This window comes from Streptomyces sp. Y20, assembly GCF_043195475.1.
Taxonomy (GTDB): domain Bacteria; phylum Actinomycetota; class Actinomycetes; order Streptomycetales; family Streptomycetaceae; genus Streptomyces.
Window position 1 is genome coordinate 887,026 of record NZ_JBIDDP010000001.1, and the last position, 22,485, is coordinate 909,510.

At 72.2% G+C, this 22,485-nt stretch carries 23 protein-coding genes and 2 tRNA genes; 9 read left to right on the forward strand and 16 right to left on the reverse strand.

What is annotated here, in order from left to right:
- Nucleotides 1-72: 72 nt before the first annotated feature.
- Nucleotides 73-2,274 carry an elongation factor G-like protein EF-G2 gene (locus tag ACGFT1_RS03770; protein WP_373907382.1) on the forward strand — a complete coding sequence of 734 codons (2,202 nt, stop codon included), beginning with the start codon at nucleotides 73-75 and terminating at the stop codon, nucleotides 2,272-2,274.
- A 219-nt stretch (nucleotides 2,275-2,493) separates the two neighbouring features.
- Nucleotides 2,494-4,140, forward strand: coding sequence for a hypothetical protein (locus ACGFT1_RS03775; RefSeq protein WP_373907383.1), 1,647 nt, complete (start codon nucleotides 2,494-2,496; stop codon nucleotides 4,138-4,140).
- A gap of 30 nt (nucleotides 4,141-4,170) precedes the next feature.
- Here ACGFT1_RS03775 and ACGFT1_RS03780 read toward each other — a convergent pair whose 3' ends face one another.
- Nucleotides 4,171-4,731: an HIT domain-containing protein gene (locus tag ACGFT1_RS03780; RefSeq protein WP_373907384.1), complete on the reverse strand. Its 561-nt coding sequence runs from the start codon at nucleotides 4,729-4,731 to the stop codon at nucleotides 4,171-4,173.
- Nucleotides 4,732-4,798: 67 nt separating this feature from the next.
- Between ACGFT1_RS03780 and ACGFT1_RS03785 the strand changes: the two genes are divergently transcribed.
- On the forward strand, nucleotides 4,799-5,458 hold the full coding sequence (locus ACGFT1_RS03785) for a potassium channel family protein (RefSeq protein ID WP_373907385.1): 660 nt from the start codon (nucleotides 4,799-4,801) through the stop codon (nucleotides 5,456-5,458).
- 121 nt (nucleotides 5,459-5,579) lie between these two features.
- On the opposite strand, the gene ACGFT1_RS03790 is transcribed toward ACGFT1_RS03785, so the two are convergent.
- The gene (locus ACGFT1_RS03790) at nucleotides 5,580-6,518 is read right to left on the reverse strand and encodes an alpha/beta hydrolase family protein (RefSeq protein WP_373907386.1); all 939 of its coding nucleotides are present in this window, start codon (nucleotides 6,516-6,518) and stop codon (nucleotides 5,580-5,582) included.
- 225 nt (nucleotides 6,519-6,743) lie between these two features.
- Here ACGFT1_RS03790 and ACGFT1_RS03795 point away from each other — a divergent pair, with 225 nt between their 5' ends.
- Together ACGFT1_RS03795 and ACGFT1_RS03800 are read left to right on the forward strand one after the other, a co-directional pair.
- The gene (locus ACGFT1_RS03795) at nucleotides 6,744-7,124 is read left to right on the forward strand and encodes a MerR family transcriptional regulator (protein WP_373907387.1); all 381 of its coding nucleotides are present in this window, start codon (nucleotides 6,744-6,746) and stop codon (nucleotides 7,122-7,124) included.
- Between the two features lie 77 nt (nucleotides 7,125-7,201).
- Nucleotides 7,202-7,675 carry a recombinase family protein gene (locus ACGFT1_RS03800; protein ID WP_373907388.1) on the forward strand — a complete coding sequence of 158 codons (474 nt, stop codon included), beginning with the start codon at nucleotides 7,202-7,204 and terminating at the stop codon, nucleotides 7,673-7,675.
- A 317-nt stretch (nucleotides 7,676-7,992) separates the two neighbouring features.
- On the opposite strand, the gene ACGFT1_RS03805 is transcribed toward ACGFT1_RS03800, so the two are convergent.
- From ACGFT1_RS03805 to ACGFT1_RS03820, 4 genes are all read right to left on the reverse strand, one after another.
- On the reverse strand, nucleotides 7,993-8,418 hold the full coding sequence (locus ACGFT1_RS03805; protein ID WP_373907389.1) for a VOC family protein: 426 nt from the start codon (nucleotides 8,416-8,418) through the stop codon (nucleotides 7,993-7,995).
- Nucleotides 8,419-8,755: 337 nt separating this feature from the next.
- On the reverse strand, nucleotides 8,756-10,732 hold the full coding sequence (gene thrS / locus ACGFT1_RS03810) for a threonine--tRNA ligase (RefSeq protein ID WP_373907390.1): 1,977 nt from the start codon (nucleotides 10,730-10,732) through the stop codon (nucleotides 8,756-8,758).
- A 98-nt stretch (nucleotides 10,733-10,830) separates the two neighbouring features.
- Nucleotides 10,831-12,102 carry a hypothetical protein gene (locus tag ACGFT1_RS03815; RefSeq protein ID WP_373907391.1) on the reverse strand — a complete coding sequence of 424 codons (1,272 nt, stop codon included), beginning with the start codon at nucleotides 12,100-12,102 and terminating at the stop codon, nucleotides 10,831-10,833.
- Nucleotides 12,099-12,665: a DUF4365 domain-containing protein gene (locus tag ACGFT1_RS03820; protein WP_373907392.1), complete on the reverse strand. Its 567-nt coding sequence runs from the start codon at nucleotides 12,663-12,665 to the stop codon at nucleotides 12,099-12,101. The genes ACGFT1_RS03815 and ACGFT1_RS03820 overlap by 4 nt, the downstream gene beginning before the upstream one ends.
- A 169-nt stretch (nucleotides 12,666-12,834) precedes the next feature.
- On the opposite strand from ACGFT1_RS03820, the gene ACGFT1_RS03825 reads away from it, so the two are divergent.
- On the forward strand, nucleotides 12,835-13,560 hold the full coding sequence (locus ACGFT1_RS03825; RefSeq protein ID WP_373907393.1) for a 3'-5' exonuclease: 726 nt from the start codon (nucleotides 12,835-12,837) through the stop codon (nucleotides 13,558-13,560).
- 72 nt (nucleotides 13,561-13,632) lie between these two features.
- Here ACGFT1_RS03825 and ACGFT1_RS03830 read toward each other — a convergent pair.
- From ACGFT1_RS03830 to ACGFT1_RS03850, 5 genes are all read right to left on the reverse strand, one after another.
- Nucleotides 13,633-13,704: transfer RNA gene (locus tag ACGFT1_RS03830), tRNA-Val, on the reverse strand.
- A 39-nt stretch (nucleotides 13,705-13,743) separates the two neighbouring features.
- Nucleotides 13,744-14,190, reverse strand: coding sequence for an SRPBCC family protein (locus ACGFT1_RS03835; RefSeq protein ID WP_373907394.1), 447 nt, complete (start codon nucleotides 14,188-14,190; stop codon nucleotides 13,744-13,746).
- A gap of 344 nt (nucleotides 14,191-14,534) precedes the next feature.
- Nucleotides 14,535-14,780, reverse strand: coding sequence for a hypothetical protein (locus tag ACGFT1_RS03840; RefSeq protein ID WP_373907395.1), 246 nt, complete (start codon nucleotides 14,778-14,780; stop codon nucleotides 14,535-14,537).
- Between the two features lie 986 nt (nucleotides 14,781-15,766).
- Nucleotides 15,767-15,838, reverse strand: a tRNA-Val gene (locus ACGFT1_RS03845).
- A gap of 84 nt (nucleotides 15,839-15,922) precedes the next feature.
- Nucleotides 15,923-16,387, reverse strand: coding sequence for a TIGR02611 family protein (locus ACGFT1_RS03850; protein ID WP_373907396.1), 465 nt, complete (start codon nucleotides 16,385-16,387; stop codon nucleotides 15,923-15,925).
- 190 nt (nucleotides 16,388-16,577) lie between these two features.
- On the opposite strand from ACGFT1_RS03850, the gene ACGFT1_RS03855 reads away from it, so the two are divergent.
- Together ACGFT1_RS03855 and ACGFT1_RS03860 are read left to right on the forward strand one after the other, a co-directional pair.
- On the forward strand, nucleotides 16,578-16,991 hold the full coding sequence (locus ACGFT1_RS03855) for an SsgA family sporulation/cell division regulator (RefSeq protein WP_004002642.1): 414 nt from the start codon (nucleotides 16,578-16,580) through the stop codon (nucleotides 16,989-16,991).
- A 283-nt stretch (nucleotides 16,992-17,274) separates the two neighbouring features.
- Nucleotides 17,275-17,835: a CGNR zinc finger domain-containing protein gene (locus tag ACGFT1_RS03860; RefSeq protein ID WP_373907397.1), complete on the forward strand. Its 561-nt coding sequence runs from the start codon at nucleotides 17,275-17,277 to the stop codon at nucleotides 17,833-17,835.
- A 67-nt stretch (nucleotides 17,836-17,902) separates the two neighbouring features.
- On the opposite strand, the gene ACGFT1_RS03865 is transcribed toward ACGFT1_RS03860, so the two are convergent.
- Nucleotides 17,903-18,058, reverse strand: a complete 156-nt coding sequence (locus ACGFT1_RS03865) for a hypothetical protein (protein ID WP_356824637.1) — start codon at nucleotides 18,056-18,058, stop codon at nucleotides 17,903-17,905.
- A gap of 155 nt (nucleotides 18,059-18,213) precedes the next feature.
- On the reverse strand, nucleotides 18,214-18,663 hold the full coding sequence (locus tag ACGFT1_RS03870) for a hypothetical protein (RefSeq protein ID WP_373907398.1): 450 nt from the start codon (nucleotides 18,661-18,663) through the stop codon (nucleotides 18,214-18,216).
- Nucleotides 18,664-18,869: 206 nt separating this feature from the next.
- Between ACGFT1_RS03870 and ACGFT1_RS03875 the strand changes: the two genes are divergently transcribed.
- On the forward strand, nucleotides 18,870-19,394 hold the full coding sequence (locus ACGFT1_RS03875) for a DsbA family protein (protein ID WP_373907399.1): 525 nt from the start codon (nucleotides 18,870-18,872) through the stop codon (nucleotides 19,392-19,394).
- A 205-nt stretch (nucleotides 19,395-19,599) separates the two neighbouring features.
- On the opposite strand, the gene ACGFT1_RS03880 is transcribed toward ACGFT1_RS03875, so the two are convergent.
- Genes ACGFT1_RS03880 through ACGFT1_RS03890 form a run of 3 tightly spaced genes read right to left on the reverse strand, consistent with a single transcriptional unit; the run spans nucleotide 19,600 to nucleotide 22,338 of the window.
- Nucleotides 19,600-20,424, reverse strand: coding sequence for a GNAT family N-acetyltransferase (locus tag ACGFT1_RS03880; protein WP_373907400.1), 825 nt, complete (start codon nucleotides 20,422-20,424; stop codon nucleotides 19,600-19,602).
- Nucleotides 20,425-20,476: 52 nt separating this feature from the next.
- Nucleotides 20,477-21,298 carry an aminotransferase class IV gene (locus tag ACGFT1_RS03885; RefSeq protein ID WP_373907401.1) on the reverse strand — a complete coding sequence of 274 codons (822 nt, stop codon included), beginning with the start codon at nucleotides 21,296-21,298 and terminating at the stop codon, nucleotides 20,477-20,479.
- A complete protein-coding gene (locus tag ACGFT1_RS03890; RefSeq protein ID WP_373907402.1) occupies nucleotides 21,295-22,338 on the reverse strand; it encodes a chorismate-binding protein in 1,044 nt (347 codons plus the stop codon). Before ACGFT1_RS03890 ends, ACGFT1_RS03885 begins: the two co-directional genes overlap by 4 nt.
- Nucleotides 22,339-22,485 lie beyond the last annotated feature (147 nt).

Sequence of the window (22,485 nt, forward strand, 5' to 3'; positions counted from 1 at the left end):
ACAACCGCCCCAGCACGCGGATGCGGTACGTCCGCGCCCACAGTGACCTCACCGTGCACGGGAGGCAGGATCATGGGCGACAAGGCACAGACACACCACCCCGGGGCCGCCGGCAGGGCTCTGACGGCCGACCGGCCCGCGTCCGTACGGAACGTGGTGCTGGTCGGCCACTCGGGCTCGGGCAAGACGACCCTGGTCGAGGCCCTCGCACTGACCGCGGGGGCGGTGAACCGCGCGGGCCGCGTGGAGGACGGCGGCACCGTCTCCGACTACGACGACATCGAGCACCGCCAGCAGCGCTCGGTCCAGCTCTCCCTGGTGCCGGTCGCCTGGGACGGCATCAAGGTCAACCTGCTGGACACCCCCGGATACGCCGACTTCGTCGGGGAGCTGCGGGCCGGTCTGCGCGCCGCGGACGCGGCCCTCTTCGTCGTCTCCGCCTCGGACGGCGTCGACGGCACGACCCGGATGGTGTGGGAGGAGTGCGCGGCCGTCGGCATGCCCCGCGCGATCGTGGTCACGCATCTGGAGGCCGCGCGCGCGGACTTCGAGGAGATGACCCGGATCTGCGCGGAGGCCTTCGGCGGCGACGATCCCGACGCCGTACTGCCCCTGTACCTGCCGCTGCGCGGTCCCGAGAGCCCCGACGGGCACGCGCCCGTGACCGGGCTGGTCGGGCTGCTGTCGAAGAAACTGTTCGACTACGCGTCCGGGGAGCGCAAGGAGTCCGAGCCCGGCGAGGACCAGCTGCCGGACATCGAGGAGGCCCGTGACCGGCTCATCGAGGGGATCATCTCGGAGAGCGAGGACGAGACCCTCATGGACCGCTATCTGGGCGGCGAGCAGGTCGACACCAAGACACTGGTCCAGGACCTGGAGCGGGCCGTCGCCCGCGGCAGCTTCTTCCCCGTCCTGGCCGCGGCCCCCGCCGCCGAGGGCGCCCGGCAGGGCCTCGGCACGGTCGAGCTGCTCCAGCTCATCACCGGCGGCTTCCCGACCCCGTTCGAACACCCCCTGCCCGGCGTCACCACCGTCGACGGAGAGCCGCGCGAGCTGAAGCCGTGCGACACGGACGGCCCGCTGGTCGCCGAGGTCGTCAAGACCTCGTCCGACCCCTACGTCGGCCGGATCTCGCTGGTCCGCGTCTTCTCCGGCACCCTGCGTCCCGACGAGCCCGTGCACGTCTCCGGGCACGGCCTCGCCGACCGCGGCCACGAGGACCACGACGTCGACGAGAAGACCGGTGCCCTGTCCATGCCCTTCGGCCGGCAGCAGCGCCCGGTGACCCATGCCGTCGCCGGCGACCTGGTGTGCGTGGCCAGGCTCGGCCGCGCCGAGACCGGCGACACGCTCTCCGGCAAGGACGATCCGCTGCTGATGCAGCCCTGGCAGATGCCGGACCCGCTGCTGCCGCTCGCCATCCAGGCGCACAGCAAGGCCGACGAGGACAAGCTCTCCCAGGGGCTGGCCCGGCTGGTCGCCGAGGACCCGACCATGCGCCTGGAGCACAACCAGGACACCCACCAGATCGTCCTGTGGTGCCTGGGCGAGGCCCACGCCGACGTCGCCCTGGAACGGCTGCGCAGCCGCTACGGCGTCCAGGTCGACGTCGTACCGCACCGGGTGTCCCTGCGCGAGACGTTCGCGGACCGGGCCGCCGGGCGCGGCCGGCACGTCAAGCAGTCCGGCGGGCACGGCCAGTTCGCGATCTGCGAGATCGAGGTGGAGCCGCTGCCGGGCGGCTCGGGCATCGAGTTCGTGGACAAGGTCGTCGGCGGCGCGGTGCCCCGGCAGTTCGTCCCGTCCGTCGAGAAGGGCGTGCGGGCCCAGGCCGCCAAGGGCGTCGCGGCCGGTTATCCGCTCGTCGACGTGCGGGTCACGCTGGTGGACGGCAAGGCGCACTCGGTGGACTCCTCCGACGCCGCCTTCCAGACAGCGGGCGCGCTCGCCCTGCGGGAGGCCGCGGCCGAGGCGCGGATCCATCTGCTGGAGCCGGTCGCGGAGGTCACCGTGCTGGTCGGCGACGACTACGTGGGCGCCGTGATGAGCGACCTGTCCGGCCGGCGCGGCCGGCTCCTGGGCACCGAACAGATCGGCTCGGGGCGGACCCTGATCCGCGCCGAGGTGCCGGAGTTCGAGATCGGCCGGTACGCGGTCGACCTGCGCTCGCTCTCCCACGGCACGGCCCGCTTCGACCGGAGCTACGCCCGGCACGAGCCGATGCCGCCGCAGATCGCCGAACGGATCCGCGAACAGGCGGGGGACGACGGGTAGTCCGGCAGGCGAAGGGTCCGGCGCCGGTGTGCGGGCGGGCGGCTTCGGCCGTCCGCCCGCGGGCTGTCGGTGCCGGCGGATACGCTGATCACCGGAGCACGTCGCGCCGCGGCCGTCCGGCATTCGTCCGGTACCGGCACGACGAGCGGTCCAACAGGTGTGCGGGGCAGGGAAGTCGGGAAGGCCGCAGGAGCGACACCGGCGGCGATGGGGGCGGGAATGTCGTTTGGAACGGAGTGGGACGGGCCCCAGGTGCCCGTCTCGGGCGACGAGGGGCAGGCGGCGACCTCCGCGCTGGCGTCCGCGGCGTACCGGGACAGCCCGGTCGAGGAGATCAAGAAGGCCGACAACGAGTGGCACCAGTCGGCCGTGAAGGCCGGCAGGATGAAGCTGTTCCGGCCGAATCTCGGTGAGGCGTTCTCGCGTGCCGTGGTCGACCGGATGCTGGGTCCCGGCCGCAAGCCGCTCATCCAGTCCTTCGGCTCCGAGCCCCAGTTCGTCGTGGAACACGCCCTCGCCGCCAACAACATCCGCCGGGAGCGCGACAACCGGCTCACCGTCGTCACCGTCGTGTGCGGCCTGCTCTTCCTGCCGGGCATGCTCTGCTGGCTGCTCGTCTTCCAGCTCCGCGGTCTCGTCGCCCGCAGTGACGACCGGCGGGCCGGGGCGCTGGGCACCGTGCTGCTGCTGGGCGTCGGCATCCTCGCCGCGCTGTTCCTGGTCAAGATGCCGTTCTCCGGCTTCTGGGCCTGGTACGCCCGCGCGACCGTCGTCGTGCCCGTGCTGGGCTGGTTCTGGGCCAAGCGGATCTGTGAGCGCACCGCCCAGGACCTGCGGGGCCGGTGGGCGGGGCTGCTGTCCGGCAGCAGCGTCGGCGCCAAGGTCCCGGAGGCCGTGCCCCGGGCCCCCGGCCAGACCGCCGCCGAGGATCTGCGGCAGTCCCTGGCCCGGCTCCGGGCGGAACAGCGGTCCAACTCCGTCTTCTACGCCGGCCCCAAGGGCATACTGGGCATGGGCACCCGCTGGGGCTCGTGGCAGCTCGCCGAGGACCTCGTGCCCGCCGACCCCACCCGGGAGATCCACCCGTTCCGCAGCTGGGACGTGATACGCGCGATCCACGATCAGTTGGCCCTCCTGGAGCGCGGCCCGCTGAACACCGGCGGCTTCCCGAAGCCGTCCGTACGGCACTGGATCGTCACCCCGATCGGTGAGAAGGCCACGGCCGTCTCCCGCCCCGAGGGCACCGATGTCGAGGCCTTCCAGATCAAACCGCACGCCATACAGGACATCTGCAACAAGCAGCAGTTCGGCAGCGGGGACCGCCACTATCTGGGCGTGCAGTGGACGCTGTGGGACGGACAGCTGGTCATCACGATGCTGATCACCGTCACCGTGCTGCACGAGACGCTGCGCATCGAGGTCACGGGTCATGCGCTGGGACCGGTGAACTCCCTGTTCACCACGAAACCGGAGGCGCCGGCCAAGGAGGTCTCCAAGTCCTTCAAGCCCTGGGAGACCCGCACGGTCAAGCTGCCCCTGGTCGGCACCGACGAGGTCGTCCGGCTCGCCGTGCGCGCCCCGCTGACGTGGTATCCGCCGCTGCTCAACTGGCTCGGCGGCTCCCTCGGGCTGCCCGAGCCGTTCGGCCTGCGGCACGCCTGGGCCGATCAGCCCTGGCGCCACCGCTTCATGGCCGACGACGCCCTGCGCGCGGCGACACCGGTGCTGCGGGTGGTGCACTCGGCCGCGATCAAGGTGTTGCGGGAGAACGGCGTGGACACGGAGAAGTTCGGTGCCCGCTCGGCGTTCCTCAGCGGCAACGTCCAGGACCCGACGCCCCGGAAGGCCGACCTGTACGACGCGTAGGCCCGCGCCGGCCCGGCCGGCCCGGGCGGATCAGCCGGCCGGCCACGCCTGCGCGAGCATTCCGCGGGTGTCGGCCAGCAGCTGCGGCAGCACCCTGGTGTGGCCCACGACCGGCATGAAGTTGGTGTCGCCGCCCCAGCGGGGGACGATGTGCTGATGCAGATGGGCCGCGATACCGGCGCCCGCCACCGCGCCCTGGTTCATGCCGATGTTGAACCCGTGGGCGCCGGACGCCGTGCGCAGAGCCGTCATCGCCTGCTTGGTCAGCTCCGCCAGCTCGACGGTCTCCGCCGGGGTCAGGTCGGTGTAATCGGCCACATGCCGGTACGGCACGGTCATCAGGTGACCGCCGGTGTAGGGGTACAGGTTGAGGACGGCGTACACGTGCTCTCCGCGCCGGACGACGAGCCCGTCCTCGTCCGACTTCGCCGGGATGGAGCAGAAGGGACAGCCGTCGTCGGCCCCCGGACCGCTCGGCTTGTTCTCGCCCTGGATGTAGGCCATCCGGTGGGGCGTCCACAGGCGCTGGAACGCGTCCTGCGTCCCCACTCCGATCTGCTGTTCCGGCTCACTCGTCATGCTAGGCAGCATATGGCTTGGTCCGATCCCGGCGTGTCGCCGGGGGACCCGGGCAGTGTTCTCCGGCCAAGCTTGGCCGGTGGACGACGACAGCCCCATGGTTCGCTGGGAGCAGCGCACCGAGATCCCCTTGTTCCTGGCGTCCCTGGTCTTCATGGCCGCCTATGCCACCCGGGTCCTGGCCGTGAGCCTGCCCTGGGGCTGGCGCAACCTGTGCGGGGTCGTGATGCTCGTCCTGTGGGTGCTGTTCGCCGTCGACTACGCGGTGCGCTGGCGGCTCGGCGGGCAGCGCTTCCTGCGCTTCGCCACCTCGCATCTGCTGCACACGGCCGTGGTGGTGCTGCCGTTGCTGCGCCCGCTGCGGATCGTCCCGCTGTACGACGTCATCCAGCGCCGGCAGGGAGATCCCCGGCTGTCCCTGTACGCGCGGGTGATCGCGTACGCGAGCCTGTCCACGCTGCTGCTCGGCCTCGCCGGCGCCCTCGCGGTGTACCAGCAGGAACGCGGGGCGCCCGGCAGCACCATGCGCACCTTCGGGGACGCGGTGTGGTGGGCCGCCTCGACCCTCAGCACCGTCGGCTACGGCGACATCACCCCCGTCACCCCGCTCGGCCGGGTGATCGCGACCGGGATGATGGCCTGCGGGCTGGGCCTGCTCGGCGCGGTGACGGGCTCGTTCTCGTCCTGGCTGATGCAGACGTTCTCCCGGGAGAGCGACCAACGGCCCCCGGGAAGGTGATCCTCCGGGGGCCGTCCATGCCCGCTGAGGAAGGGGCCCGACGGGAGCAGGACCTGACCACCGACGTGTTCCGGTCATGGACCAGGCGGTAGGAGGACGCGAGGCCGCGGGTGGCCAGGGGTTATTTGGATTCGAGGTGTCCCAGCGGGTGGCTGCCCGTGAGGACGGTCCGGGCGTCGTTCCAGTAGGTGTGGTCGATTCCGGTGACGTGCCGCAGGTAGGCGAGGGTGACCTGCTGGACGAGGGCGACACGGTCGGGGTTCTCATCGGTGGTCTCCGCCGCTCGGTAACCGGAGATGCCACCGAGGAAGTGCTCACCGCCGCGGACGGTCAGGAGGCTCTTGTTGCCGCGGCTGAGGGTATAGGGGTCGGCCGTCCAGGCCGGGCCCCGGGTGGAGAGCGGAAGGTCGTCCTTATCTCCTGCGACGACGAGGCCAGGGGCGGTGATGTGGGAGAAGTCCTGATCACGCAGCCAGGGAAGGTTGTCGTGGGCGAAGGGGGTCAGTTCGTCGCCGCCCTGGCCGGCGGTGGCCAGCTGGACGCTGGCCATGACCCGGGCGTCAGCCAGGTCCTCGGCGGCACCGGTCTGCGGGTCCCTGACGCGCAGGCCCACCAGGATGCCGGCAGTCTGGCCGCCGAAGGAGTGCCCGGCCGCGACGACGCGGCTGCGATCCATGCGGCTCGGCAGGCCCGGCACGGCCGCCTCCAGGGTGGTGAGCTCGTCGAGGATGCGCCGCATGTCCTGTACGCGGTAGCGCCACATCTGAGGTCGGCGAGGGTCATCGGCGGGGAGGCCGAGCCGCTCGGAGTCCACATGGGTGGCCTGGATCACGATGAAGCCGCCGGATGCCCAGTGATCGACCAGCGGGGCGTAGCCGTCCAGGTTCGAGCCGAAGCCGTGGGCGAAGAGCACGACGGGCAGGCTGGTGCCGGTGGTGGGGGCGGTGACGCGGACGTGCAGGTCCTCACCGCGCTGCGGTGCGTTCAGCACGAGTGGCTTGACGGACACGGTCGAAGTGAGAGGGGGCCCCGAGAGGCCGGTCCTGGGGGACATGGTCATACGTGTGTCTGCCTTTCGGAAGGTGACGGGCCGGGGGAGATGGCGGAGGCGTTCGGCGTCGAGACGGCCGAGTGTGTCCCGGCCCCGTTCGTCGAGCGGGGCGCGGTCGACGAAGGCGCGGGCGCCGCTCGCCCGCCAGCGGGCGCATGACCTACCGTAAAACTTGACGTTGACGTCAAAGGCAAGTGTGCGGGCCGCACAGCGCATGGAGGAGATGAGGCGGGAATGCGGATCGGTGAACTCGCGCGCCGCACGGGTGTCACCACCCGAGCCCTGCGCTACTACGAGGAACAGAACCTGCTCACCGCCGAACGCAGTGGCAGCGGCCAGCGCCACTACGCGGAAGATGCAGTCGACCGGATCCACCTCATCCGCCAGCTCTACGCCGCCGGACTGAGCAGCAAGGCCATCGCCGAGCTGACGCCCTGCGTCATCGACGGCAAGGCCACCCCCGACCTCCTCCAGCGCCTGGCCGCGGAACGTGACCACCTCGACCGGCGCATCACGGACCTCATCCACGCCCGGGACAGGCTCGACTCCGTCATCGGTGGCGCCTCATCCAACATGCACACCGGCGCCCCCTGCCCGCGGGGCGCCGACGTATAGGCCTGCACCAGCCCCTGCCGGAAAAGCATCGTTCGACGACAGACAGGGTCCGATCCTCCGAACGGAAGGGGCCCTTGGTGGCGAACCTGCTCCGCATGCGGGTCTCGACCGACCAGCGACCGACCGCCCGGCAGAACCTCGTCCTTCACGAGGCCGGTATCGCGGACCCGGTCGTCTTCGAGGAGGACGGCGGCACCTCCAGCCGCCTTCGTCCGCTCCAGCGGCCGAAGTTCCGCGACGTGCTCACGTACGCGCAGCCGGGCGACACCGTGCACATCTCCGGGATGTTCCGCCTCGTACGCGGCACCGGCCACATCCTCGACGTGCTCGGCGTCTTCCACCGCGACCAAGTGGCGCTGCGCATCCACGACGGCGCGTTCTGCGCGATGGACCTCACCGCCCGCACCCGCGCACCGGCGAGCTGCTGTCCGCCGTGGAGTTCATGGCGCAGACCCTCGCCGCCGCCGGCGGACTCCAGCGGGAACTGGCCTGCGACGGACTGCGCGCCGCCGAGGCCAGGGGCGGCAAGGGCGGACGCCGCCCCGCCGTGACGGCCGACAAGACCGCCGATGTGCGCACCGCTTACCTGGAGGGCCACTCGATCACCGCCCTTGCCCGCGACGACCGTGTCAAGGGGTGACCGTACGGCGCGGCCAGGGCTGCACCTTGCGCGTCACCGCCGTCCCCGCCGTACACCGCGGGCTCCTCGCCCGCTGCCCAACGCTCGACGGCGGTCGAGGCGCCCCGGCTGTCCCGGCCCGGCGCGAGGCACGCCGCGAGTACGAGAACCGGGTCAGCGCACTCGCGCCACCCCTGGACCGGGATCCTTGCCACCGATAACCGCTGTACCGATGTTCCCCGAGGCCGCTTACGGCCGTACGTAGGGACGGGTCATGATCTCCATGTTGTGACCGTCCGGGTCGTCGAAGTAGGCACCGCGACCGCCGAACAGACGGTTGATCCGGCCGGGTTCGGTGTGGTGGGGGTCGGCGTAATAGGTGACCCCGGCCGTCTCCAGGCGGGCGATCATGGCGTCGAACCGGTCGTCGGGCACGAGGAACGCGTAGTGCTGCGACTGGATCGGCTCGTCGCGCTTCTCGTAGTAGTCGAGCGTCACGCCGTTGCCCAGATCGACGGGGAGGAACGGCCCGAAGGGGGCGCCGGTCTCCAGCCCCAGGATCGCCGCCACGAAGCCGGCCGACAGTTGTCGGTCCGTGGCGTAGACGGCGGTGTGGTTCAGCTGGACGGTGGTCGGCGATCCGGGGGCGTCATGGCGCTGCTGAGCATGTGTCATACGGGGGTTTCTCCGGTCTTGGATCCGCTGCGGAGCGCCGCGTGCGGGCGCTGGGAGGGAGGACGCGGAGAAACGGCGGGGCTCTCACCCGCCTCGTGCTCACGCCGAGGCCGGGTGCCCCACTCGTGCATGGCCTCTGGCCGACCCGGCAGTCACCTGGCTGACCCTAGTGCCTCACCATGCGTCACGGCAACGCCGTCTGCGTGTCGGTCCGGGAGGCCGCCGGCGTGCGGCCGGCGCCGGGGCCCTCCCCGGACACGACGCCGGCCGTCACGACCACGACGGGTCGTGACGGCCGGCGTCACGCTCACTCCCGGGGTCCCCCGGGCCGGGCGGATCAGACCTGGGTCCGCTCCTCCACGACCTTCACGATCTTGGCGATGGCCTCGTCGAACGGGATGCCGTTCTCCTGCGAGCCGTCCCGGTAGCGGAAGGACACGGTGCCGGCGTTCATGTCCTCGTCACCGACGATGACCATGAACGGGACCTTCTGCTTCTGGGCCGTCCTGATCTTCTTCTGCATACGGTCCGAGGAGGAGTCCACCTCGACCCGCAGGCCCTTCTTCCGGGCCGCGGCGGCGAACTTCTCCAGGTACTCGACGTGCGCGTCGCCGACCGGGATGCCGAGCGCCTGGACGGGGGCCAGCCAGGCGGGGAAGGCGCCCGCGTAGTGCTCCAGGAGCACCGCGAAGAACCGCTCGATGCTGCCGAACAGGGCCCGGTGGATCATGACCGGACGCTGCTTGGAGCCGTCCGGGCCGGTGTACTCCAGGTTGAACCGCTCGGGCAGGTTGAAGTCGAGCTGGATGGTCGACATCTGCCAGGTGCGGCCGATCGCGTCCTTGGCCTGGACGGAGATCTTCGGGCCGTAGAAGGCGGCGCCGCCCGGGTCGGGCACGAGGGGCAGGCCCTGCTTCTCGGCGACCTGGCGCAGCGTCTCGGTCGCCTCCTCCCATGCCTCGTCGGAGCCGACGAACTTCTCCGGGTCCTTGGTGGACAGCTCCAGGTAGAAATCGGTCAGACCGTAGTCGCGCAGCAGGTTCAGCACGAAGGTGAGCGTGCTGTCCAGTTCCCCGGACATCTGCTCGCGGGTGCAGTAGATGTGCGCGTCGTCCTGGGTGAAGCCGCGCGCCCGGGTGAGGCCGTGCACGACACCGGACTTCTCGTACCGGTACACGGTCCCGAACTCGAAGAGGCGCAGGGGCAGTTCACGGTACGACCGGCCCCGCGCGTCGAAGATCAGGTTGTGCATCGGGCAGTTCATGGGCTTGAGGTAGTAGTCCACGCCCTCGTCGAGCTGCATGGGCGGGTACATGCCGTCGGCGTACCAGTCCAGGTGGCCCGAGGTCTCGAAGAGCTTGCCCTTCGTCGCGTGCGGGGTGTAGACGAACTCGTAGCCCTCCTCCTCGTGGCGGCGGCGCGAGTAGTCCTCCATGACCCGGCGGATGATGCCGCCCCTGGGGTGGAAGACGGCGAGGCCGGAGCCGATCTGCTCGGGGATGGAGAAGAGGTCCAGCTCGCTGCCGAGCTTGCGGTGGTCGCGCTTCTCAGCCTCGGCGAGGAACTCCAGGTGCGCCTTCAGCTCGTCCTTGGACGGCCAGGCGGTGCCGTAGATGCGCTGGAGCATCGGGTTCTTCTCGCTGCCGCGCCAGTAGGCGGCGGCGTTGCGCATCAGCTTGAACGCCGGGATCAGCCGGGTCGAGGGCAGGTGCGGACCGCGGCAGAGGTCCTTCCAGCACAGCTCGCCGGTCTTGGGGTCCAGGTTGTCGTAGATCGTCAGCTCGCCGGCGCCGACCTCGACGTCCGCGCCGTCGTCGTGCGACGCCGAGCCCTTGAGGCCGATCAGCTCCAGCTTGTACGGCTCGGAGGCCAGCTCGGCGCGGGCCGCCTCGTCGGTGACGACACGGCGGGCGAACTTCTGCCCGCGCTTCTGGATCTCCTGCATCTTCTTCTCGACGGCCTTGAGATCCTCGGGCGTGAACGGCTTCTCGACGTCGAAGTCGTAGTAGAAGCCGTCCTTCACGGGCGGGCCGATGCCCAGCTTGGCCTCGGGGAACAGCTCCTGCACGGCCTGCGCCATGACGTGCGCGGTGGAGTGGCGCAGGATGTTCAGGCCGTCCTCGGACGAGATCTCGACGCCCTCGACCTCGTCACCGTCGGACAGCTCCCAGGCGAGGTCCCTCAGCTCGCCGCCCACGCGCGCGGCGATGACGGAGCGCTCGCCGGCGAAGAGGTCGGCAGCCGTAGTGCCCGTCGCCACCACGCGTTCTTCCCGCTCGGAATCGCGTTGGATGATCACACGGACGTCTGACACCGGTCTCTCCTGACTGAAGGTGGGTGCGGCGCCGTACGAGGAGCGCGCGCTCAGGCGATCGTACCGACCCGACGGCACCCACCGCGAAACGGTTACCTTCAGTCGTCCTGCCCGTACGCCTCCCCACCTGGCTCGTCGCAGACCTCGTCGAAGAAGTCGAGGTTCTCGTGGAGGGACTTCAGCAGCCGGTCGCGTTCGGCGTCGTCGACCTGTACGGGGACGACCCCGCGGGCGCCGGTGAGCCGGCGGAAGCCGCCCCGCCGTTCCAGCCGGCCGTGTACGCGCACGGGGAGTCCGACGAGGTGGGCGTGGCCGGCGACCCGGTAGTCCTCCTCGTCCAGGGTGACGCGGAGGTGCGGCACTTCGGCGCCGGTGAGGACGCGCAGGCGTACGGTGCCCTGACCACCGGGTCCGGAGCGGCGCATGCGGACGACGGCGCCGGTGACGCTGACCGGGACCGAGGGCTCCGCGCGGAGGTAGCGGGCGGCGGCCTCGCGCAGCACGGGCAGGTCGCCGGGTGAGAACTCGACGGGTTCGGCGAAGGCGGCGCAGCCGTCCGGGACGCCGGTGCCGGGGGCCCAGGCGACGGCGACGCGGGCGCCCTCGGTGCCGCGCACCAGCGCGGAGAGCGCCTCGGTCAGCTCGTGGCTGACGCCCGCCTCGACGGCGCCGTCGAAGGCGTCCATGCCGCCGGTGGCCCGCTGGTAGTCGATGGCCTCGCGGGCGGCATGGAGGGCCTGGTGGAGGCGGACGGAGAGAGCGCGTCCCGCGGGGACGGGGACGAAGGCGGTGAGGGCGTGGTCCTCGGCGGCGGGGCCGACGAGGACGCCCCCGACGATCGCTGCGGCGGAGCGGCGGTGGCGTGCGCCGTGGTAGCCGGCGAGCGCGCGGGTGGCGAGTGCGGCGGCGAGCAGGATCCGGCGGGCTGCGTCGCGCAGGTGTGCGTCGGCGGTCCAGGGCGCGACTCCGGCGGGGCCGGCCGGAGTGTCGCGCCACCAGCGGATCTCGTCGCTGGGTACGGCGAGGCAGAGCAGCACCTCACGGGCGGACGGGGTGTCGCTGCGGGCGAGGGCTTCGAGGGCCTCGCCGAGCAGGTCGTCGCTGTCCGGGAAGGCGCGGCTCTCCGGCACGAGCAGGCTGGTCGCGGCGGCGCCCGGCCCGGGCGGGGTCCAGCGGCCGTAGTGCCCGGCCGTTCCCCCGCGCCGCTGCCAGCCGTGCCGGCGCAGCAGGGCGCCGAGGACGGCGGGGTCGACGTCGGCGGGCCGCGGCGGGGGGTCACGCGGGATGTCACCGGGTTCCGGCCGGGCCCGCCGTACCGGCCCGTCGAGGACCTGCCGTACCGGCGGCTCGTCGGAGGGACGGTTCCTCATGGCCTGCCTCCCGTCCCGACCCGCGCCATGATCGCGCACAGCGCCCGGTCGTCGAAGATGCGCGAGGTCGGTACCCGCACGGTGGTCCGGTGCCGGCCGGTGACGGGGTGGCCGGCGAGGTTGATCCAGTAGCAGCAGTGTCTGAGTTCGAGCCGTTCGTGGCCGGCGCGCAGCCAGTCGTCCGGGGAGCGTGGGACGAGCATGACCACCAGGATCTTGTGGACCGACACCGGGGTGCGGGCGAGTTTGCGCAGGTGGGCGTTGTCGAGGGTGAAGGAGAAGAAGGGGCCCGGGGGGTCGGGCGCGACCTGGTAGGTGGCCTTCAGCTGCACCTTGACGGTGACCTCGTCGTCGACGGTGTGCCCGGGTGCGCTGTGGCTGACGTGCCAGTCGATGCCGTTGTCGGGGAAGGGCTGGGACAGCGAGCAGCCGGCCGCGGCGGCGACCGCGTGCAGATAGCCGACCTGCAACGTCTCCATGCAGGCGGTGGTGGCGAGCGTGCCGCGGAGGGTGCCCGGGCGGTCGGGCAGCAATCCGCTCCGCTCGGGCTGCGCTACGGCCATGACCAACAGCCCTCCCAGCCCGGTGTTCTCCTGCGGCGGGCCGCTGAACTGCAAAGACCCTTACTCCTGTTGTCTCCTCCCGGCGTACGGCGCAAACAGCCCGGGTATCACCGAACCGGACAGGCGACGGAAAGTCATCTGTCGCGGGAGAACGAGGAGTTGGGTGGGAATGACGACCTGGTACGAGGGGCCGCTGGCCGCCTTCGACACGGAGACGACGGGCGTGGACGTCGAGACCGACCGGATCGTGTCGGCCGCCGTCGTCGTCCAGGACGCGCCGGGGACCCGGCCCCGGGCGTCCCGCTGGCTGGTGAACCCGGGTGTGCCGGTGCCCGAGGCGGCGACCGCGGTGCACGGGCTGACGGAGGATCACCTGCACCGCAACGGGCGGTGGCCGGCGCCGGTGATGTACGAGATAGCGGAGCAGCTGGCCGAGCACGCGGCGCTGGGCCGGCCGCTGGTGGTGATGAACGCGCCGTTCGACCTGACGCTGCTGGACCGGGAGCTGCGCCGGCACCGGGCGTCGTCGCTGGACCGCTGGTTCGAGGCGGTGCCGCTGAGGGTGCTGGACCCCCGGGTGCTGGACAAACACCTGGACCGGTACCGCAAGGGCCGCCGGACGCTGACCGACCTGTGCGCGCACTACGACGTGCCGCTCCAGGACGCGCACGACGCGGCGGCGGACGCGCTGGCCGCGCTGGACGTCGTACGGGCGCTGGGCCGCCGTTTCGCGGCCCGGCTGGAGCGCCTGACCCCCACCGAGCTGCACGCACTCCAGACGAACTGGCACGCGGCGCAGGCGCGCGGGTTGCAGGCGTGGTTCGCGCGCAGCGGCTCGGAGGAGACGGTGTGCACGGACTGGCCGCTCAGGCCGGAGCTTCCCGCGGCGGCGTGACCACCGGGCGGGGCGGCAGGGCCCGGGATACGCGAAGAGCCGGTCCGCTGCTGCGGACCGGCTCTCTCCCGGTGGGCGATACTGGGTTCGAACCAGTGACCTCTTCGGTGTGAACGAAGCGCTCTCCCACTGAGCTAATCGCCCGGGAACGCACTGAACCATACAGGTCCGGGCGCCCTTCGTTCAAACCGCTCCCAGGTGCCGCCGCAGTCCGCGCCGTCCGGCGCGCATCATCAGCCGGTGGTTGGCGCGGAAGAGGGGCCGCCCGGGGACGGCGAGCAGCCTGAGCAGTGGTTTGCGCACGTGGACCTCCTGGTCGTAGCGGGCGAGCGCGCCGGGGCCGCCGGCGGTGACCGTCCAGCGCGCCCACCCCTCCATGTCGCCGGAGAGGGCGACCTCCAGGATGCCGGCGGACGGGTCCCGGCGGATTTCCCGCACGGTGAGGGTGATGCCGTACGGCAGCGCGGGCCGGATGGTGATCACGCCGCTGCGGCCGTCCCGCCGGGTCACCGCCCGCACCTGCGGCCACCAGCGGGGGTAGTCCTCGGGGCGCTCCAGTGCCGCGTACACCACGGCCGGCGGGGCGGGCAGGGGCCACAGGCTGCGGAAGCGGTAGTGGTTCCAGTCCATGGGGTGAGTGTGCCCACGGTGGCCGCCCGCAGCGGAGGAGGGCCGGACCCGGCACGAGCGCCGCCCGTGCGACGCGCTCGTGCCGGGCGGGTCAGGCGGGCATCCGGTCACCGATCGGTGCCAGGATCTGGATTGCGGCGAGGCCGCAGAGGGCGGTGTCGTCGCCGAGTGTTCCAGGTCCAGCCAGGTCGCGGAAAGACGTCCATCTTTGCGAAGACTTCCTTTTCGATGACGAGCACCGCGGTGTTCGAACCGACGGGAATTCCGGTCTGTTTGCCTCCGGCCCCGCCCACCTTCGTGACGCTGTCCCGGAAGTGATTCAGGCTCAGATTTCCGGGCTGCGCCTACGACCTCGAATCGACGAGAATTCCGCGTTTGTCGTACTTCCGCAGGAAAGTGACGGTGCTTTGGAAAAAGTCGGGAGGATTTCCGCTCGCGGCCCGTGCCTGGGACTTCTCCCAGAAGGACTCGTACGTCTGAAAGCCGGTCCTGCCCCTGGCCTCCGGGTACTTCTTCTCGAACGGCGCGACGCTCCGGTCCATCTTCTTGGCCCGCTCCTGGACGCCCCACCAGGCATAACGGGTCGTCACCGTCCCGTCCCGGAACCGCTGGCGTCCCCGCGTCCGGTCACCACAGCGCGCCCGGCCCCGGCCACCGAGACCCCGGCCGCCCCCAGGATCGCGCGCCTCCCGAAATGCTCGAGAATTCGCCCGGGGGCCCGGGGGCCCGGGGGCCCGGGGGCCCGGGGGCCCGGGGGCCCGGAGGCCCGGAGGCCCGGAGGCCCGGAGGCCCGGAGGCCCGGGGGCCCGGAGGCCCGGAGGCCCGGAGGCCCGGAGGCGCCGGAAAGCGGAGGGACCGGGGGGGCTGGGGATCGGGCGGCCAGGGAGTCGAGCGGGCCGACGGCCGGCGGCCTGGGCCTGTCTCCGCCGAGTCGCTCCGGCTCCGCCAGGTGTTCGCCCGACGGGCCGTCGGTGGTCCGCGCACAAGCGCAGCCGGCGAGAAGAGGCCGTCCGGGGCTCCGGTGAACGGCCGCCCGCCCCTTCGAGGGGGTGGACCACTGGATCCGTTTCCGTGGGGCCGATGAATCCCGTTCAGGACAGGGGGTGCGCCAGCGGTCAGCCACCCGGCGCCGGCGGTGGCGCGCCGGGCTGCCGCTCGGGGACGAGAGGTGCCACCGCTCGCGTCCCGCTCTGCCGGGTGCCGGGCGCTCGGTGTCGCCGACCTGCCGCTCCGGTACGTCGCGGCCGCTGGGGCCAAGGGTGCCACTCCAGGGATACGGGCCGCTCGGCGCCCGAGCCGCTGAGGTAGCCCTAGGGACCGCCCGCCGCCCCGCGCGAGGAACCGCTCCAAGCCCCCGCCGACCCCCGGACGCCGCACACTCCTGACGCCCTCAGAGCCCACCGACCGCTCCGAGCGAGACGCCGCTCCGGCCCTGCCGATCGCCCACGCCGAGACGCCTCCCCGGTCGGGTTCGAGCCCCCGGCCCGGCGTGCCCGCCGGTCGCCCGACGCTGCCCGGAAGGGGGCGTACACGTCGACGGCCCACCTGCTTGTCGCAGGTGGGCCGTCGGTCCGGGTGGGCGATACTGGGTTCGAACCAGTGACCTCTTCGGTGTGAACGAAGCGCTCTCCCACTGAGCTAATCGCCCGGGCGCAGGAAGAACATTACCCCAAGTCAGGGGGTGCTTCCGAACCCGGGAGGGGACGGCCGGGCCGCCGGCCCCGCGGCCGTGTCACTGGTCCTTGATCTTCCACGGCATGACGGCGCCGAACTTCCACAGGTAGAACCCGGCGAGCACGCCGATGATCACGAGCCCGACGACGGTGAGAGTGATGTTGCGGCGCCGCACCTTGGGGTCGAGGGCCCGCTGGGCCGCCTCGGTGACCTTGCGCTTGGTCCAGCGGAGCACGAGCTGGGCCCAGACGAACTCGGTCGCCCAGATCGCCATGCCGCCGAAGATCACCACCCAGCCGGGACCCGGCAGGGGCAGCATGACGATGCCGGCGGCGACCACCGCCAGCCCGATCACGAAGACACCGACCTGCCAGCTCAGGTGCAGGAGCCGGCGCTCCCTGACGTACTCCGGCGCCCGGGAGCCCAGCCCCCGCTCGGCACCTTCCTCGCCCACGTGCCCGTCCGCCTTCGCCTCGTCCACCGCCACCGCGACCTCGCCCAGGTCGTCACTCCCCGTATTCATACAAACAAACCCTACCGTAGTGAATCGGTCACCGGAATGGTCCTGGATCCGGTACGAGTTCTCGGCCGGAAGAGTTACGTAAAGCCACGCAAAACCCTCAGAGGGGTTTACAACGGCACCGTAGGTGGCATGTCGATTTCGCCGACGTGCGAATCCCCGAGCGCACACTGAGCGAAAGGCCCTGGCGCTTATGAACACCACGGTCAGCTGCGAGCTGCACCTGCGCCTCGTTGTGTCGAGCGAGTCCTCCCTGCCTGTCCCCGCAGGCCTGCGGTACGACACGGCCGACCCCTACGCCGTGCACGCCACCTTCCACACCGGAGCCGAGGAGACCGTCGAGTGGGTGTTCGCCCGCGACCTCCTCGCCGAGGGGCTGCACCGGCCCACCGGCACCGGAGACGTCCGCGTCTGGCCATCGCGCAGTCATGGTCAGGGCGTCGTGTGCATCGCCCTCAGCTCCCCGGAGGGGGAGGCCCTGCTGGAGGCCCCGGCGCGGGCCCTCGAGTCCTTCCTGAAGCGAACCGACGCCGCCGTGCCGCCCGGCACGGAGCACCGGCACTTCGATCTTGACCAGGAGCTGTCGCACATCCTGGCGGAGAGCTAGGTCGCGGCCCCTCGAAGCAGCCCGGTGCCGTCCACTCGGGGAGACGGCTCGGGCCAAGACAACCGCATAGGGCACTGGCCGGCGCCGTCACCGTGAGCGACCGCGGGGACGGCGCCGGCCTGTGCGGGCCGGCTGTCGCGGGACGGACGGCCGGCCCCCGGAGTGCCGGGAGCGGTGCCTCCCGTGACCGGGACGGACGGTGACCGGTGCACCGGGCGCGGTTGTCGCTACCATCGGCCAGCATCGGCGGGCGTCCGCCCGACCCCAGGCCAGGGAGCGAAACGTGCTGATCACCCACGACACCCGGTGCGCCCTCGACACCGTGGTGGATCTGGTGAACTCCGCGCCGGAGGAGGACGCGGCGGCGGACGGACTGCCCGACCTGCGTGCTCTCGCGGAGTTCGTGCGAAACCACCAGATCAGCGACGTCGGCGTGCTGTCGGAGCTCGACCTCTCGGCGGTGCGCCGCATCCGGGGGCGGTTCGCCTCGGTCTTCGCGGCCCCTGACGCCCGGTCGGCCGCCACGCTGATCAACGAGCTGGTCGCCGGGGCGGGCACCACCCCCCGCCTGACGGACCATGACGGCTACGACTGGCATGTGCACTACTTCGCGCCGGGCGCCTCGGTCGCCGACCATCTCGCCGCCGACTGCGGGATGGCGCTCGCCTTCTTCGTGGTGGCCGGGGAGCAGGAGCGGCTGCGGCGCTGTGAGGCACCGGACTGCCGGCGCGCCTTCGTCGATCTCTCCCGCAACCGCTCGCGCCGCTACTGCGACAGCCGGACATGTGGGAACCGGCTGCATGTCGCCGCCTACCGGGCCCGGCGCAAGGAGGCGGCGGGCTGAGCGGCGGGGATGTACCTCCGGTGCGACGTCCGTCCCGGCGGGTGGCGCCGGGACGGACGTGTACGGCTCACAGCAACAGCAGGTCGTGCAGCGCAGCCATGAGGATGAGGCACCCGATCACCGCCAGGAAGATCATCAGCGGTGGCTGGGAAAGGGCGAAGAGGCATCCGCGCGGCTCGTCCTTCGGCGGCGCGGCCTCGCTCTGTGGGGGTGTGTCCAGCATCTCGCGGCAGATGATGGCGTACCCGGGGCCTCGTACGCGATCACCGCTCACGGATCTTGCGGGAGTTCGCCGAATGCCGTGAGGTCTCGTTCGGCTGGTGAACGATTCCGGACGTCCCAGGACCCACTGTGTCGTTTCAGCGAGTCATGTGACTGTCATATGCCGTGCTTCTTGAGGATGGCCTCGATGTCGCTGAAGTCGTCCCCCTGGCCGGCCGGCCGGGGCGTGGCGGCGGGGCGGGACGCGGGCCGGGCTGCCCGGCCCTGGCCCAGGGAGGGCGCCGAGGCGTCCGGGGCCACCGCATCCGGTCCCGTCTGCCGGGCCGGCTTGCGCCCGGAACGGCCACCGGCGCGCCGGCGCTCCACGGCTCGCGTGCCGGCGAACAGGAGCCAGGCCGCACCCAGCAGGCCGAAGCCCGCCCAGGCGGTGGGGCTCAGGGCGGTGCCCGCGAGCCAGCCGACGATCCCGGTCATCACCAGGGCGACCGGCACGAGGGAGTAGGCCGCGAGGCGGGCGGCGGCCAGATACCGCTTGCGGTAGGCCGTGACCACCGCGATGCCCAGGCCCGCCGCGGACACGGCGGAGCAGACGGTCTCGGCAATCATCCGGTCCTCCTGGCAGGGCTCGTTCGGTCCTTCCATCCTGCACCGCCGCGTCCCCGCGATGCCATGCTCCGGGCACACTTCAGGGACATCTCCGGGTCGGCTCCTCCTGGAGTGCCGGACGCGGCCCCCGGAGCCGCGCCCGGACCCGGCCGGTGCTCCGGCGTCCCGATTGGGCCGCCCGGGTCCCGCCTGGAAGACTGGGGTCCATGAGCGACTCCTCACCCGTACGCACCGACGCCGTCGTCCTCGACGTCTGGTGCGAACTCCAGTGCCCCGACTGCCGTGGCGCCCTCGACGACGTCCGCGCCCTGCGCGCCCGCTACGGTGACCGGCTGGAACCGCGGCTGCGGCACTTTCCCCTGGAGAAGCACCAGCACGCATTCGCCGCCGCCCAGGCCGCCGAGGAGGCGCTGGAGCAGGGCAAGGGCTGGGCGTACGTGGAAGCCGTGCTGGAGCGGGTGGAGGAGCTGGACCGCGGGGGCGAGGCCTTCCTGGTGGAGGTGGCCCGGGAACTCGGGCTGGACGCCGAGGAGTTCGACACGGCGCTGATCGACGGCCGGCACATCCTGGTCGTCGACGCCGACCAGGCCGAGGGCAAGGCGATCGGTGTGAGCGGCACCCCCACGTACGTCATCGGCGGCGAACGCCTCGACGGCGGCAAGAGCCAGGAGGGGCTGCGCGAACGCATCGAGGGCATCGCGGACCGGCTGCTGGCCGACGGGCCGGCCTGAGCGGCGCAGCGCCCCGGCGCCACGGCCGGCGCGCCCCGGGGGACGGCACGCTCCGGCACACCCCGGGAACCCACACGCCCGGCCCTTCCCGACCCCGTCCGCCCCGCCCGCCGACCCCACCACGTCCCGGCACGCCCCGAGCCCGTCCGGCCGCCCCGGACCCTTGCGGGGCGCCCCGGACCCTCCCGTGGGGCCGCCCGGCTCCCTACAGCAGGGGCTTGGTCAGGGAGTGGGTCACCGGCTCGTAGCCCAGCGACGCGTAGAGCCGCTCGGCCGGGGTGTTGCCCGCGAACACGTTGAGGCCGAGGACCGGCAGGCGGCCCTCGATCGCCTGGCGTTCCGCCAGCAGCATGAGCGTGCGGCCGTGTCCCCGGCCGCGGTGGGGCGCGTCCGTCTCGACGTCGAGCACGAACGCCCCGTCGTCCCTGAGGGCCACCCAGAGGATGCCCACCCGGCTGCCCCCGTACTCCAGCACGCTGAAGAGCATGCCGTCGCTCGCGAGCCCGTGCGGCAGCAGCCGTGTGTGGTCGTCGCGGGCCTTGGCGCGGGCCGCGGCCCCGGGGACGCCCCGTTCGCTCCACATGCGCGCGTACCGCTCGCTCTCCGTCTTCCGCCAGGCCTCGAACTCCTCCTCGGTCATGGGCCGCGCACGGCTGTCCGACGGCAGTGCGGGCGGGGTCGTGCCGAGGCGTTTTTCCATGCGGCGGTTGCGCTCGGTGTAGCCGAGGGCCGCGAGCAGGCGCAGCCCGGCGTCCGCCGTGGCGGGCACGGTGGCCTCGATCCGGGTGCAGCCCCAGCCGCGGGCCACCTCCTCCGCGGCGAGCGCGGCCACGGTGCCCCGGCCGCGCCGCCGGTCGGGCTCGGCGATCCTCAGGTCGATGATGCGGGCCACCGAGTCACCGAAACCCGGCGAGGTGCCGAGGCGGATCTCGCCGACGGGACGGCTGTTGACGCACACCTGGTAGCGGCGTGAACGCGTGCCGTCGGGGTGCAGCTGGAGCGGCTCGGCCGGCCGCAGGGTCGTCGTCATCACAGTTGTTCTACCCGCGACCACCCCGTCGGGTCAGCCTCCTCGGCCGGGGTCAGGGATCCAGGTCCTGCCCGGACCGCTCGTCGAAGATCCGCATGGCCTTGGCGGTCACCGGGCCGGGCGTGCCGGGCAGTTCACGGCCGTCGACCCGGTGCACGGCCTGCACGTCCCGCAAGGTGGAGGTCAGGAAGATCTCGTCGGCGCGCCGCACGGCGTCCAGGGGCAGGTCCGTCTCCCTGGCGCCCGTCCACTCGACCGTCAGGACACGGGTGATGCCGGGCAGGCAGCCGGAGGCGACCGGCGGGGTGTGGATCTCGCCGTCGAGGACGACGAAGACGTTGGACCCGGTGCCCTCGCAGAGCTGCCCGACCGTGTTGCCGAACAGCGCCTCGGAGGCGCCGTGCCGGTGGGCGCGGGCCAGGGCGACGACGTTCTCGGCGTACGAGGTGGTCTTCAGGCCGGTGAGGGCGCCACGCTCGTTGCGGGTCCACGGGACGGTGATCACCGCGGTGGTGTCCGGACGGCGGGTGACCTCGCCGAGGGCGACGACGAGGGTCGGGCCGTGCGCGCCGCGGTCGGAGCCGAGCGGGCCGTGGCCGCCGGTGTAGGTGATCCGCAGCCGGCCGAGCGGCATCGGGTTGGCGGCGAGCACGGCCGTGCAGGCCTCGCGGATCTCTTCGTGGCGGGGGTCGGGCAGGCCGAGGCCGCGGGCCGAGCGGGTCAGCCGGTCGAGGTGCCGGGTGAGTGCGAACGGCCTGCCGTCGACCGCCTTCACGGTCTCGAAGACGCCGTCACCGACGGTCAGCCCGTGGTCGAAGACGGAGACCCGGGCGGCGTCCGAGTCCCGCAACCCGCCGTCCAGCCAGATCCTCATGTGAGCGCCCTTTCCGTGTCCTCGTACGATCCCGACGCTACCGCCAGCAGCCGGGACGCCTTCAGCTCGGTCTCCCGCCACTCCCCCTCGGGGTCGGAACCCCAGGTGATACCGGCGCCGGTGCCGAAGCGCAGGGTGCCGTCGGCGCGGTCGATCCAGAAGGTGCGGATGCCCACGGCCAGCTCGCCGGTGCCCCGGTCGGCGTCGACCCAGCCGATCCCGCCGCAGTACGGACCGCGCGGTGCCGTCTCCAGCTCCGCGATGATGGCGAGGGCGCTCGGCTTCGGCGCGCCGGTGACCGAGCCGGCCGGGAAGGCGGCGGCCAGCAGCTCCGGCCAGCCGGCTTCCTCGCGCAGCTCGCCGCGCACGGTGGAGACGAGGTGGACGAGGCCGGGGTGCTTCTCCACGGCGCACAGGTCGGGGACGGTCACGCTGCCGGTCGCGCAGACGCGCCCGATGTCGTTGCGGACGAGATCCACGATCATCACGTTCTCGGCGTAGTCCTTCTCCAGGAGGTCCGCCTCGGTGTGCGCGGTGCCCTTGATCGGCCCCGACTCGACGACGCGGCCGTCGCGGCGCAGGAACAGCTCGGGCGAGGCGGTGGCGATCTCCACGCCGTGCTCCGGCAGGCGGATCGTGCCCGCGTACGGCGCCGGGTTACCGCGGGCCAGCAGGGCGGTCAGGGCGTCCACGTCGGCGTCCGGGGCGACGGGCGCGCCGAGCACCCGGCAGAGGTTGACCTGGTAGACGTCGCCCGCGGCGATGCGCTCGCGGATCCCGCGGACGGCCGCCGTGTACGCGGCCCGGTCCAGGGAGGAGGTCCACTCCCCCGGTGCCGGGCCGCGCCAGGCGCCCGGCACCGGGGCGGGCACCGGCTCCTCGCGTACGTCCGCGAAGCGGGCGCAGGTCAGCCGGCCCTCGAAGTCCGCGCAGACGGCCCAGAAGCCGGCGGAGTCCAGGGCGGCCGGATCGCCGGTGACGTCGAGGAGGCCGGTGGCGACGCGGTCGCCGAAGCGGGCCAGAGGAGGGTGATGGGACACGTGGTCGAGTCTAGGGCGGGTATCCGAAAGCCGACCTCGGGATGTCCCGGAGGGGACCGGGACCGGCGGCTCCGGCGGGCGCACCGCAGCACGCTGCGCAAACGCGTTTTTGTACTGGCCCGGGAATCCGCTAGAGTTCAACACGTC

Bases quoted from the DNA above. Each gene is read 5' to 3' on its own strand.
- ACGFT1_RS03875 (WP_373907399.1), top strand. From the start codon at position 18,870: ATGAGCGACTCCTCACCCGTACGCACCGACGCCGTCGTCCTCGACGTC.
- ACGFT1_RS03775 (WP_373907383.1), top strand. From the start codon at position 2,494: ATGTCGTTTGGAACGGAGTGGGACGGGCCCCAGGTGCCCGTCTCGGGC.
- ACGFT1_RS03850 (WP_373907396.1), bottom strand. From the start codon at position 16,387: ATGAATACGGGGAGTGACGACCTGGGCGAGGTCGCGGTGGCGGTGGAC.
- ACGFT1_RS03770 (WP_373907382.1), top strand. From the start codon at position 73: ATGGGCGACAAGGCACAGACACACCACCCCGGGGCCGCCGGCAGGGCT.
- ACGFT1_RS03870 (WP_373907398.1), bottom strand. From the start codon at position 18,663: ATGATTGCCGAGACCGTCTGCTCCGCCGTGTCCGCGGCGGGCCTGGGC.
- ACGFT1_RS03885 (WP_373907401.1), bottom strand. From the start codon at position 21,298: ATGAGGATCTGGCTGGACGGCGGGTTGCGGGACTCGGACGCCGCCCGG.
- ACGFT1_RS03835 (WP_373907394.1), bottom strand. From the start codon at position 14,190: ATGGACTGGAACCACTACCGCTTCCGCAGCCTGTGGCCCCTGCCCGCC.
- ACGFT1_RS03795 (WP_373907387.1), top strand. From the start codon at position 6,744: ATGCGGATCGGTGAACTCGCGCGCCGCACGGGTGTCACCACCCGAGCC.
- ACGFT1_RS03790 (WP_373907386.1), bottom strand. From the start codon at position 6,518: ATGACCATGTCCCCCAGGACCGGCCTCTCGGGGCCCCCTCTCACTTCG.
- ACGFT1_RS03820 (WP_373907392.1), bottom strand. From the start codon at position 12,665: ATGGCCGTAGCGCAGCCCGAGCGGAGCGGATTGCTGCCCGACCGCCCG.
- ACGFT1_RS03805 (WP_373907389.1), bottom strand. From the start codon at position 8,418: ATGACACATGCTCAGCAGCGCCATGACGCCCCCGGATCGCCGACCACC.
- ACGFT1_RS03865 (WP_356824637.1), bottom strand. From the start codon at position 18,058: ATGCTGGACACACCCCCACAGAGCGAGGCCGCGCCGCCGAAGGACGAG.
- ACGFT1_RS03780 (WP_373907384.1), bottom strand. From the start codon at position 4,731: ATGCTGCCTAGCATGACGAGTGAGCCGGAACAGCAGATCGGAGTGGGG.
- ACGFT1_RS03825 (WP_373907393.1), top strand. From the start codon at position 12,835: ATGACGACCTGGTACGAGGGGCCGCTGGCCGCCTTCGACACGGAGACG.
- ACGFT1_RS03855 (WP_004002642.1), top strand. From the start codon at position 16,578: ATGAACACCACGGTCAGCTGCGAGCTGCACCTGCGCCTCGTTGTGTCG.
- ACGFT1_RS03815 (WP_373907391.1), bottom strand. From the start codon at position 12,102: ATGAGGAACCGTCCCTCCGACGAGCCGCCGGTACGGCAGGTCCTCGAC.
- ACGFT1_RS03880 (WP_373907400.1), bottom strand. From the start codon at position 20,424: ATGACGACGACCCTGCGGCCGGCCGAGCCGCTCCAGCTGCACCCCGAC.